This window comes from Christiangramia qingdaonensis, from assembly GCF_048381525.1.
GTDB lineage: Bacteria > Bacteroidota > Bacteroidia > Flavobacteriales > Flavobacteriaceae > Christiangramia.
The window spans coordinates 1-11,258 of sequence record NZ_JBLWIM010000004.1; the positions used below are offsets into that span (position 1 = coordinate 1).

At 31.3% G+C, this 11,258-nt stretch carries 13 protein-coding genes; 12 read left to right on the forward strand and 1 reads right to left on the reverse strand.

Annotated elements, in window-relative coordinates; translation table 11 throughout:
- The first annotated feature begins 90 nt into the window (after positions 1-90).
- The 12 genes from ACNI3T_RS00355 to ACNI3T_RS00410 all read left to right on the forward strand — a co-directional run bounded on the left by ACNI3T_RS00355 (position 91) and on the right by ACNI3T_RS00410 (position 10,490).
- Positions 91-705 (forward strand): hypothetical protein, encoded by a 615-nt coding sequence (locus ACNI3T_RS00355; protein WP_418226115.1) that lies wholly within the window; start codon positions 91-93, stop codon positions 703-705.
- Positions 706-1,368: 663 nt separating this feature from the next.
- Positions 1,369-2,535 carry a hypothetical protein gene (locus ACNI3T_RS00360; RefSeq protein WP_418226116.1) on the forward strand — a complete coding sequence of 389 codons (1,167 nt, stop codon included), beginning with the start codon at positions 1,369-1,371 and terminating at the stop codon, positions 2,533-2,535.
- Between the two features lie 35 nt (positions 2,536-2,570).
- Complete coding sequence (locus ACNI3T_RS00365) at positions 2,571-3,410, forward strand: restriction endonuclease (RefSeq protein ID WP_418226117.1); 840 nt, start codon at positions 2,571-2,573, stop codon at positions 3,408-3,410.
- Between the two features lie 239 nt (positions 3,411-3,649).
- Entirely contained in the window at positions 3,650-4,378 is a 729-nt protein-coding gene (locus tag ACNI3T_RS00370) for a DUF6090 family protein (protein WP_418226118.1), read from the forward strand.
- A 160-nt stretch (positions 4,379-4,538) separates the two neighbouring features.
- Complete coding sequence (locus ACNI3T_RS00375; RefSeq protein WP_418226119.1) at positions 4,539-4,943, forward strand: hypothetical protein; 405 nt, start codon at positions 4,539-4,541, stop codon at positions 4,941-4,943.
- 151 nt (positions 4,944-5,094) lie between these two features.
- On the forward strand, positions 5,095-5,727 hold the full coding sequence (locus ACNI3T_RS00380; RefSeq protein ID WP_418226120.1) for a hypothetical protein: 633 nt from the start codon (positions 5,095-5,097) through the stop codon (positions 5,725-5,727).
- A 151-nt stretch (positions 5,728-5,878) separates the two neighbouring features.
- The gene (locus tag ACNI3T_RS00385) at positions 5,879-6,349 is read left to right on the forward strand and encodes a hypothetical protein (protein WP_418226121.1); all 471 of its coding nucleotides are present in this window, start codon (positions 5,879-5,881) and stop codon (positions 6,347-6,349) included.
- Between the two features lie 169 nt (positions 6,350-6,518).
- The gene (locus ACNI3T_RS00390; protein WP_418226122.1) at positions 6,519-7,748 is read left to right on the forward strand and encodes a Shedu immune nuclease family protein; all 1,230 of its coding nucleotides are present in this window, start codon (positions 6,519-6,521) and stop codon (positions 7,746-7,748) included.
- Between the two features lie 249 nt (positions 7,749-7,997).
- Entirely contained in the window at positions 7,998-8,435 is a 438-nt protein-coding gene (locus tag ACNI3T_RS00395) for a hypothetical protein (RefSeq protein WP_418226123.1), read from the forward strand.
- A gap of 267 nt (positions 8,436-8,702) precedes the next feature.
- Entirely contained in the window at positions 8,703-9,362 is a 660-nt protein-coding gene (locus ACNI3T_RS00400; RefSeq protein WP_418226124.1) for a hypothetical protein, read from the forward strand.
- Positions 9,363-9,436: 74 nt separating this feature from the next.
- On the forward strand, positions 9,437-9,913 hold the full coding sequence (locus tag ACNI3T_RS00405; protein ID WP_418226125.1) for a hypothetical protein: 477 nt from the start codon (positions 9,437-9,439) through the stop codon (positions 9,911-9,913).
- 235 nt (positions 9,914-10,148) lie between these two features.
- The gene (locus ACNI3T_RS00410; RefSeq protein WP_418226126.1) at positions 10,149-10,490 is read left to right on the forward strand and encodes a hypothetical protein; all 342 of its coding nucleotides are present in this window, start codon (positions 10,149-10,151) and stop codon (positions 10,488-10,490) included.
- A gap of 558 nt (positions 10,491-11,048) precedes the next feature.
- Here ACNI3T_RS00410 and ACNI3T_RS00415 read toward each other — a convergent pair.
- A partial coding sequence (locus ACNI3T_RS00415) for a hypothetical protein (protein ID WP_418226127.1) occupies positions 11,049-11,258 on the reverse strand: 210 nt, incomplete at its 5' end.

An 11,258-nucleotide genomic window follows, 5' to 3' on the forward strand; every position in this document is an offset into this window, starting at 1 on the left:
TAGAAACCAGGAAAGAAAATAGTTAATCCGACAAGTCCGCGTCCCTACTCCCGTAACTTGCGATAACCGTAACCGTTGGCAATAATTATTATGAAAAATCAGGACAACAAAATATTTAAGGATTCTGATCATAACATATCAAATTGGTCAAAGGAGACTCTTATAAAATGTCCTTCATGTAAAGAAAGAGCAATTCTAAAAAATGATAATAGTGTTTTTCAATGGTTCTTTAACGAAAACTCCAAAATACACTGTCCAAATTGTAAACTGACAGTCAATCAAAATAATCTGATAAGATATAGATTGGAGCTAAAAAGAAACTGTTCAAAATGTGGAGCTGATATCCAAAAATCTATTCCTAATTTGAAAAAGAAGAAAAAGACAGTAAGTGTTAGTTGTGAAAATTGCGGTAATACAGAAATATATGAGCCTAGAAATATAAAATATACAATGATATTCAATGATCAAATTGGAGCAAAGGATCCTATATTTGGTGTTTCACTTTGGCTACAAGAAAATTTGAAAGGGAATATATTTTGGGCTTATAACTTTGATCATCTAGAATATTTAAGAAACTATATTTCCGCTGATCTTAGAGAACGAGAAGGAATGACATTATCCGCTAAACTTCCAAAGTTTATAAAAGACAAAAAAAATCGAACGAAACTGCTCAAATTAATTGATAAAATGTGGTTGAGTAAATAACTATTGCCAACATCGGTTCATCGCAAATAACGGGTATTATCGAAAAATTGTAATTTTAGAAACCAGGAAAGAAAATGGTTAATCCGACAAGTCCGCGTCCCTACTCCCGCAACTTGCGATAACCGTAACCGTTATACACAAGTGCTCCGCAACGATTTTAGCTACTAAAAACAATAAGAATCCAATCTGAAAAATCCGAATTTTAAAAGCTTCAATTGATAATTCTCAACTAAGAATCTTTCGTAAATCCTAAACTTAGAAAATCCTGGTTCTATCGAAAATTCTAAAAGTCGTTCACATAAGATTTAATGAGTAGAAGCTTTTGGTAGCAGCTCAAAAACAAATTAGCTACTATGAATTTTATCAGAAAGAAGCTTAGTGCTAAGAAACGGACGCTTACTCGGACGCAATATTTATTTTAAAACGAGTAAGATTTTTCATAAAAGTCAGAGTATTCCGAACGGTGGCATATCTGAGGTTCTCACTCGGCTCTGTCGCACCAGTGTATAACAACGAATATTCGCAATTGTGGCCATTTGAAATAAAATAGTATTTTTAGAAACCAAGAAACAAAAACCTAATCCGACAAATCCGAATACCTTCAACCACAACTGACGATTATTCGAAACCGTTGGGCACAATTATTAAAATGAAAATTCAAATATGGAAGAAGTAACCGAGGAAAAAATTTATCCAATTTTTCAAGAATTAGTTTCGTCTGAATTAAATCTAGAGCAAATATTTCTTGATCCTAATAATCCAAGATTCGTTTCAATGAATTGGACAGAGATTGCAGATGACAAAATTGAGAGTGATGCAATCCAAGAAAAAGTTATATTAAAATTGACCTCTGACTTTGCTGTTGATAAATTATCCATGAATATGGAGGTTAATGGATATCTGCCAATAGATAGAATAATTGTAAGAGAGTTCGAAGAAGGAAAATTTGTTGTTTTAGAAGGTAACCGTAGGATTTGTGCAGCTAAAAAATTAAAAGAAAAATATGATGATAACAATAATTTAGTTGACGAAGAAATTGTTCAATCAATTCAAAAGATTCCTTGTTTGATATACACCGGTACTGACTCAGAAGCCTCTTGGATTTTTCAAGGACTTAGACACATTATGGGGGTTCACGAATGGTCAGCCTTTAACAAGGCAAAGCTTCTCGTAAACTTAATGGAGGAAGAAAATTTAAATTTAACCAAAGTAGGAAAAAGATTTGGCTTAACAGCTTATGGTGCAGGTCAATGGGCAAGAGGATATTATGCTTTTAGACAAGGTAAAGAAGAATCCGATTTTCAACGGGAAATTGAAGAAAGATCATATCCATATTTTCAAGAGGTATTTTCAAGGAGTAACGCTCCGATTAGAGAATGGTTAGAGTGGAACGACTCATCAGGAAAATTTGAAAATGACTTAAATTTTAATGAATTATTGAGTTGGTTTTATCCAAGAAATGAAGATGAAGTAGATGAAAGTATTGGAAGTACTGAAGTTCTTGGAGATTGGAAACATAGAAAAATAAAAAGGAGTGATGACCTAAGAACAGTTTCTTTCTTAATAAGAAATGCAAATAAAGAGTTTGAAAAATTTAGAAACAACCTTGATTTAGAAGAAGCCTATTCTACAGCACTGCAGAAGAAGTATGAGGAAGAAGCTAAAAGAAATGCCAATCCGATTCTTCAAGTTTATGAAACATTAGAAGAATGCACAAAATCTTTAGAAAATGTTCCTTACAAAATGCTTAAAGACAAAGAGGAAAAAGCGAAATTGAAGTTAGCATTAGAAAAACTGAACGAAATTGTGGATGAATTATTAGAAGTTTAATGGCTTTAAGTGAATCAAGAAAACTTTTCGAACGCATGTTTCGCTTAAAATCTTTTAGTGGCGATATAGAGTTTAATACGTTACTAAGAGAAATTGTTAAGCAAGAAATTGGAATTAGTGGTATTGCGTTAGATGAATTCGTAGAAAAAAAAAGTAATAGACTTTGGAATTATTTCAATAAAAATCAGAGGAAATTAATATCGAATAGTTCTTGTAATCCGTATTATGAAATTGTCTCATCTAAACATAAATTAATTAAATCTACCTGTACAACTAATCCAAAAGGTTATTCACAACTTAAATTGAATAGATATAAAGGCAGACCTAATATTTTAGAAAAAATTGATGAACTGGATTCAAGAGAATATGAAGCTCTAGCGTGTCAAACAGTAAAACTTTTAGGATCTAAAAGATTTGTTTTAACTCCTCCCGGGAATGAGGCAGGTATCGATTTCATAGCTACCATAAATTTTGGATCAGATGCACATTTTCTTTTTGGTTCAAATGGACCAATAAGAATTATAGGACAATGCAAGAAGTATACAAGTGAATCCCAGGTTAATTCAATCAAAGAATTCAATCAAACATTATTAGATGTATACAGTTTAACTGATAAGGTTAAGGAATTTATACCTCACTGGTTTCGAAGTTCTAGAGGACCAATAATTGGGTGGATGATTGCTCACAGTGGTTTCCAGTCTGGGGCATATGATAGAGCAAAGAATTATGGAATAATTTGTTCGGACTCCAAAGATATTGCTGAGCTAATTTCGACTTCAAGAAAATATCATCCATTACTTACTCAAGAAGAAAGAGCAGACCTTTTAAAAGATAGTATTCAAGAAATTCTTGATCAAGACATAGTAGCTACATAATAACTGTGCCCAACATCGGTTAATCGCAAATAACGGGTATTGCCGAAAAAGTGTAATTTTAGAAACCAAGAAAGAAAATAATTAATCCGACAAGTCCGCGTGCCTACTCCCGCAACTTGCGATAACCGTAACCGTTGTGCTTCATTATTTCAACGAGCAATACTCTATAGAACCTAAACCTTCATGAATTATGTGATTGATTAATTATCATATCTTTAGAAGAACTAATCAAACCTCTAATGATAAAATTCTTTAGAAAAATTAGACAAAATCTACTCTCTGAAAATAAATTCAGCAAATATCTAATTTATGCTATTGGAGAAATTGTCCTTGTTGTTATTGGAATCTTATTTGCTCTCTCGATAAATAATTGGAATGAAAATCGAAAACTTCAAAAAGAAGAATTAAATCTCTTATCGGACATTAGAACAAACTTAATTTCTAATTATAACACTTTTAAAAACGATAGTTTAGTTAATCAAGGTGACATTCTTAAATACGAGAAAATTGAAAATTATATTGAAAATAATTTAAAGTATGATAAAGAACTTGATAGTTCCTTCGGGGTTCTTACTTTTTGGAGCACACCATATATTACTTCTTCAGCATATAATACGCTCCAAACAAAAGGTCTTGATGTAATACAAAATGAACGCCTTAGACAGAATATAGTAGATATGTATGAAATCCGTTTAAAATCATTAATCAATGATTACGACAAAAGCGAATGGAATATAAGTGAGGTGGTTACTCCTTTTTTTTCTAAACATATTAGACGCTTGCATAAAAAGTCTTTGCGTCTTTCGAGACCAAATGATTTTGAAAAACTAAAGCATAATGAGGAGTTTCAAAACATTTTAAGTATGATTATTCGGCAACGGAAAAGAGGTCAGGAATTTTTTGGAGAAGTAATGACTGAAATGAAAAGGTTAATTGATGCTATAGAAACAGAAATCAATTCAAGATAAATAACGAAAGCACAACATCGGTTCATCGCAAATAACGGGATTAATTGTAAAAGTGTAATTTTAGAAACCAAGAATGATAATAGTTAATCCGACAAGTCCGCGTCCCTACTCCCGAAACTTGCGATAACCGTAACCGTTGTACACAATTTAAAATTTGAGAATGAGAACATTAAAGTTTTTAATATTAGTAACCCTAACTTTTAGTTTTACAAACTGTATAAACTACGAAAGTTCGGAAAAACCACCAGAATTAGGAGAAGCAATAGAAATCAATTCTAATCAAAAATTATTATCTGAAATTAATATTGATGAAAAAATTGAATTTGGATACTCTACTAAAATCAAAAAAGTACTCTCAGATAAAACACAAATAAGTATTTTGAATGTTACAATAAAGACAGAGAAGGAAAGTGATGCGATTCCTAAAGATTATTTAGAAAAGAACAGCAAGAAAATAATACAAGCTCTTCAAAAAGAGATGGGTAGCTATAAAAACTTTGATAAAATTAATTTTAGATTACTTTCTAATGGAGAAGAAATTCAAAAGATAATTCGGGATATTTAAACAGTGTACAACAACGGTTCATCGCCAATAAGCGGCAGCGTTAGTAAGAAAATAATTAACTTGATCAACAACAAAATACTAAGCCGACAAATCCGCGTCCCCTACTCCGCCAACTGGCGATAACCGAGACCGTTGGCAAGCATTAAACAATATGATGAACTATAATAAAATTGTTTTCTTAATATTCCTAAGTTTGATATCGGTTCAATTAAAAGCTCAAAACAATTCAGATCATCTTGAACCAGTTTCTGGAATATTTGGTGATTATGATTTTGCTTTTGAGTATCATTCAAAAATTAGAAAAGTACTTCTTAAGGAACTTCCTGATTCTCCCGATTTAAGATTTATAACCCTTCCATCTTTCACACCTGAATATGTATTGGATTTACATTACGACAAAAAAAATTCAGAAATTAATTTAATTTTTAGAATCTGCGAATCGAAAATTTGGTACAACAAAAACTGGGAAAAAATAAAGGTAAAAGAGTACAAGAAAAAATTAGACAAAGAACAATATGACTTAATAATGCCATTATTTCAAAATGCTCTAATGAAAACTAGATATTCAGAAGAAGAGACGATAGGATTTGATGGAACTGACTACTATTTTATAGTCTTCGATAACGGAATAAAAGCAGGAAAGGTTTGGACTCCTAACGAAAATTCAAAAATGGGCAGACTTGTAGAGATTGGAAATGAGTTGATAAAATTTACTAGAAATAAAGTCAAATTTGATAAAGGTCTAATAGAAAAAATCGAACGCTTGAATAAAGAACTAAACTAACGCTTGCCAACATCGGTTCACCGCAAATAACGGGTTCTATCAAAAAAGTGTAATTTTAGAGATCAAGAAAGAAAATGGTTAAGCCGACAAGTCCGAGTCCTTACTCCCGCAACTTGCGGTAACCGTAACCGTTGGGCTTAATACAGAAAATTTGAAGAAAGAACTTATAATATTGACTTTATTATTTCTACACAGTTGTAATCCAAAAGAATATGATTTCAAACTTGACAACAAATGGGTGCTCTTAACTACAGAAATAAATAATGAAGATATAAAAGACAGAATAATACATAATCAATTACTGTCCTTTACAATTAGAGATAAAAAATTCTATCCAGCTATAAGATTCAATAATTCTGATTCAACAGTTTTAGTTCCTGGAACAAATAATACTAAAGAAATTCTCTACTACTCTACTGATCAATCCTTTAGTAATTTAAAATTCTATAAAAAAGAAAACAGTACTGAAAAATCTTTTCTTGATAGTCTATTTGTAAATTCATTTACAATAAAAAAAGATAATAGAAATGGTGATGTAATTCTTAAGTCAGAAAATATTAAAATTAGAATGATGCCTGCGGAAAGATTTGCCAATCGAATAAAGGCAAGTGAGTTAGATTAATAAAAGTACTAAGCCCAACATCGGTTAATCGCAAATAACGGGTGTTGTCGAAAAAGTGTAATTTTAGATTCAAGGAAAGAAAACAACTAAGCCGACAAGTCCGCGTCCCAACTCCCGCAACTTGCGATAACCGTAACCGTTGTATGCCATTTTAAAACAAAATATCGATATGGAAGAACCTTTTCTAGAAACTAAAAAGCTCAAGTTGTTTGAAGATGTTAAGAAGGGTAAAAGAATTGTTTATAGACAGCATAAAGAGGATGAAAACGAAGAAAAAGTAAAGATTTACGAACAAACAAACTCCGATTATACTTTTTACTTTGAAGGAGATCAAATCAAGACCATCGAGCTTAAAGGCTACGATGAAATTCCTTCAATAATAAGTGAGTTCGGATATGGTTTTCAGGATAATACATTAAATAGGTTTTTCAGATACCAGTTTGATGATAAGAGAGTTAACAATATCGTAATTAGTGAAGTAGAGCAATCCGGTAAAAAAGGAAAAAGCCTAATTTTAAATCAATCAGAATTAGAGGATTTAATATCTAGTACAAACCAGGAACAACGAGCTTGCAACGACACAAAAAAAATTCTAATTAAAAACTTTCTAATAGAAGTATTTCCGCAATTAGATTTTGATCATAAAGAAACGAATAACAATAAGAAATTGATTTTAAGAAATTTAAATCAAAAGCTTATTGATCAATTAACAGCTGACGATATTGAAAAAATTGGTGAATTTTATATTGATGCTGCTAAAAAGTATAAACGTGCTGATTTAGTTAAAAGAATGTCTTTCGGACTTCAGAAGAATGCTCAAATTCTAACATTACAAGAGATTATAAAAAAATATGAATCACTTTTAAAAGAAAATCCTCCAGAAAGTGAATGGCAGAAATTTTTTGATGAATACATAACCTTATTTGACAGTAGATACGCTCATAAAATCAATTACAAGAACATTGCAACAGGAATTACTAAATATCCAGATTTGGTATTAGTAGATATTTATGGCTATGTTGATTTCTATGAACTTAAGAAGAGTAATACTCCTTTAATTAAATACGATAAAAGTCACAAAACTTGGTACTGGTCAAAAGATGTTGCAATGGTAATTTCACAAGCTTCAGACTATCTACAAAAAGCAAAAGAAAATTCTATAAGTTATACCAAAGCTATTAAAGAAGAAACTGCAACAGAAAAAGAAGCAGGTATTGATGCCAATATTATTAATCCAAGAGTTATTATAGTAGCTGGTTCAACAAAAGAACTAAATACAGCTAAGAAAAAACATCACTTTAAAAATCTTCGAGAGAGTCTTAAAGATATAGAGTTTATACTTTATGATGAATTATTAGATCGCCTGAAAAATTTATTAGATTCTGTAAGAATAAAGTAACAATAAAACGGCATACAACATCGGTTTATCGCAAATAACGGGTTCTGTCGAAAAAGTGTAATTTAGTATCCTAAGTAAGAAAAGAACAAAACCGACAAGTCCGAGTCCCTATTCCCGCAACTTGCGATAACCGTAACCGTTGGCGGTAATTAATTAGATGCCACTGAAAAACTTAATCCAACCGATCTAAAAAGGGATATTTCATCAATGCACCCAAAACTAACAAAGTTTCTAATCAAGACGATTTATATGTTTCCAATCGGATACCTTGCATGGATTATTCCGAACGGAGCTGATTCTGAGCACCCGTATATCACTTTTGTAGCTGGTATTGGAATCGCAGCTCTAATTGTTTTCTTGCATGTTTTCGATTATGAAAAGTTTGACGATATAAAAACTGAGGATTTTCTTGAATCAAAGCACTCATTTCATATTGATTACAGTGAAAAAAATTGGAACAAAATTAGAGATGTATTAAAATCACAATTTATACAAGTTGTAAATTTCAAAGAAAGCGATGGGTTCATTTTTATGCAAATTGACAAAAGATTTTTCAACTCAATAATAATAATTGAAAAGATTGATCAAAAGATTAATCTTAGGATAAAAAGAAAGAATTTTAATTTTTTTCCTGATAACGCAGAAAATTATAGAACTATAAAAACTTTGATAAAAATAATTAAGTAAACATTTTACTACAGAGTGAACATAGCTGTTTCCGTAATACCTAAATAATGTAATTGAGGTAAAGTAAAATTTAAAGTAGATGAAGTTTCTCAGCAACATATATAGAATAAATTAACTACCGCCAACATCGGTTCATCGCAAATAACGGGTATTGGAGAAAAAGTGTAATATTAGAAACCAGAATAGAAATTAGTTAATCCGACAAGTCCGCATCCCTACTCCCGCAACTTGCGATAACCGTAACCGTTGGCAACAAGCTAAAACAGAATGGACTACATTAAGTTCGCTAAAGAACAAAACATAAAATTCCAAGAAGGAATAAAACGAGTTGAAGAAAATCGCAAGAAATGGGAAAATTTAAAATTAAGGGTTGAGGCTTATTATAAACCATTGCTTAAAGAGCTAAAAGAACATTTCAAATTTGAGTTTTTCTATCTTTCATTTAGTGAAGATTATTTAGAAAAAAAACAAAGCTTAAACCAGAATTTTATTCAAATTTCTATGGGAAGCCATCCTGTTGGTATTATTAGTAATATTAAAGATGCTAAAACGAATGAAAAGTCGGGTATAATTTCTGAAAAAGGCGGGACTTTATCCTTTTCACAAGGACCTCAGGGAGAAGTAATGGTTCTAATTTATTCTTGTAAGTCAGAAGTGTTCAAATTCGAAGATGACTATATTGTTTATGGGATTTATAAATCGCCTGAAAAAATAACTAAAAATAGAATGAGTAGAATTATTAAGTTCTACTTCAAATTTATGTATATAACATCGATAGTTGGGAAATCGAGCACTTCCGATAGATTATTAATAAATTTTGTAAAGATGAGGGGGAAATTCGATTTAATAAAATTTGGTAGTTCTGCTTTGAAGATTTTTAAAGGTCTTTTGGACACTACATTTAAAGCAAATGGATTAAGTAAATAAAGGTTAGTATTTGCTAAATTAGGCGCTGTACAAACAGATCAAACTATAAAAAACACCTTAGCAACAAGCTGAATATGAATTCACAAACAACTATAACTATTTTTACAATACTGCTCCCAATAATTGGTGCTGGAATAGGTTATTTATTGAAAAGTAATCTTGAAAAGCGTAAAGAATTAACGAATGAAATCACCAAGGAAAGAAGAGAAATCTATCAGCAGTACGTCAATCTTATAATTGGAATTTTTGCGAATACAAAGGCAAATAAAAAAAATAATAATGATAAGTTGCTCACAGATCTATTCGAATTTTATAAAAAATACGTGTTATATGCCTCTCCGAAAGTTATAATAGCATTTTCGGATTACTTTCAGTTTATGTACAGACAGAATGATGGTGAACAGGTAAACTCAAGACAGCATCTACTTTATATGACAAGTATTATGGCTGAAATGCGCAAAGATCTTGGTTTAAATAATAAAGATCTTGGAAAAAATGGAGAGATGCTTATGAGAGCTTTGATTAAAGACTATAATCAAATTATTGGTTAATATTCATGTAAAATAGTTAAGTATTCTATTAAGTAATATTAAGTGTTTCATAAGATAATTCGAATATTTAGCCAGTTGCCAACAACGGCTCATCGCAAATAACGGGTAGTCTGGTGAGAATGTTTATTTTAGAGACCAATTATTAAAATCAATAATCCGACAAATCCGCGTCCTAACTCCCGCAACTTGCGATAGCCGAGACCGTTGTAGCAAATTAAACCATTAAAATTCCCGTATGAAAAAATGGATCTTTAGAATATCTATATTAATGAATATAGTTTTTATAATCAGCTATTTAAATTCTCCTTCTTATGATATTGGAAGATTAGAAAAAGATATTGAAATAGGTATATTCACATCCGATTCCACAATGTTGAAAATTCCAAAAGGAATAACAGTTAGAAATGCTTCACAACGTGGAATAAGTTCAATCGGACAATTTGAAAATGAGAGATTTGAATTAGTAATTACAAGTGATGATCCAAATTTGGTAAATTATGATGTTCCAGAGGATAGCTTACAAGCATTCGGAAATTTCTATTCTGCAGATGTACTTAATAATTCGATAGAAGAATAGTTCAATTTCCAAAAAGCAAGAACATAGAGCTCAAAGTAATTGGTAGTTTTCCAAGTAATCCTAATGCTAAAGATTTTGGAACTAAAATTATAGAGTGTGCAAGGTTTAACTTGCAACAACAACGGTTAATCGCCAATAAGCGGCAGGGTTTGAAAGAAAATATTTAACTTGACCAACAAACCAATACTAAGCCGACAAATCCGCGTCCCTTACTCCGCCAACTGGCGATAACCGAAACCGTTATACACAAGTGCTCCGCAACGATTTTAGCTACTAAAAACAATAAGAATCCAATCTGAAAAATTCGAATTTTAAAAGCTTCAATTGATAATTCTCAACTAAGAATCTTTTGTGATTCGTGAATTAGAAAATCCTGGTTCTATCGAAAATTCTAAAAGATCGTTCAGGAAAAAATTAAATAAGAAAAGAAGCTTTTGGTAGCTGCTCAAAAACGAATTAGCTACTAAGAACTTCATCAATAAGAAGCTTAGTACCAAGAAACGGACGCTTACTCAGACGCAATAATTGTAACAAAACGAGCAAGATTTTTTATAAAAGTCAGAGTAATCCCGACATTGGCTTATCTGAGGTTCTCACTCGGCTCTGTCGCACCAGTGTATAACAACGAATATTCGCAATTGTGGCCATTTGAAATAAAATAGTATTTTTAGAAACCAAGAAACACAAACCTAAGCCGACAAATCCGAATACATACAACCACAACTGACGATTATTCGAAACCGTTACAAACAAGTTTTTATGAGAAGT

Excerpts from the sequence above, each read along its gene's own strand:
- ACNI3T_RS00355 (WP_418226115.1), top strand. The coding sequence starts at position 91 with ATGAAAAATCAGGACAACAAAATATTTAAGGATTCTGATCATAACATA.
- ACNI3T_RS00360 (WP_418226116.1), top strand. The coding sequence starts at position 1,369 with ATGGAAGAAGTAACCGAGGAAAAAATTTATCCAATTTTTCAAGAATTA.
- ACNI3T_RS00365 (WP_418226117.1), top strand. The coding sequence starts at position 2,571 with ATGTTTCGCTTAAAATCTTTTAGTGGCGATATAGAGTTTAATACGTTA.
- ACNI3T_RS00370 (WP_418226118.1), top strand. The coding sequence starts at position 3,650 with ATGATAAAATTCTTTAGAAAAATTAGACAAAATCTACTCTCTGAAAAT.
- ACNI3T_RS00375 (WP_418226119.1), top strand. The coding sequence starts at position 4,539 with ATGAGAACATTAAAGTTTTTAATATTAGTAACCCTAACTTTTAGTTTT.
- ACNI3T_RS00380 (WP_418226120.1), top strand. The coding sequence starts at position 5,095 with ATGATGAACTATAATAAAATTGTTTTCTTAATATTCCTAAGTTTGATA.
- ACNI3T_RS00390 (WP_418226122.1), top strand. The coding sequence starts at position 6,519 with ATGGAAGAACCTTTTCTAGAAACTAAAAAGCTCAAGTTGTTTGAAGAT.
- ACNI3T_RS00395 (WP_418226123.1), top strand. The coding sequence starts at position 7,998 with ATGTTTCCAATCGGATACCTTGCATGGATTATTCCGAACGGAGCTGAT.
- ACNI3T_RS00400 (WP_418226124.1), top strand. The coding sequence starts at position 8,703 with ATGGACTACATTAAGTTCGCTAAAGAACAAAACATAAAATTCCAAGAA.
- ACNI3T_RS00405 (WP_418226125.1), top strand. The coding sequence starts at position 9,437 with ATGAATTCACAAACAACTATAACTATTTTTACAATACTGCTCCCAATA.
- ACNI3T_RS00410 (WP_418226126.1), top strand. The coding sequence starts at position 10,149 with ATGAAAAAATGGATCTTTAGAATATCTATATTAATGAATATAGTTTTT.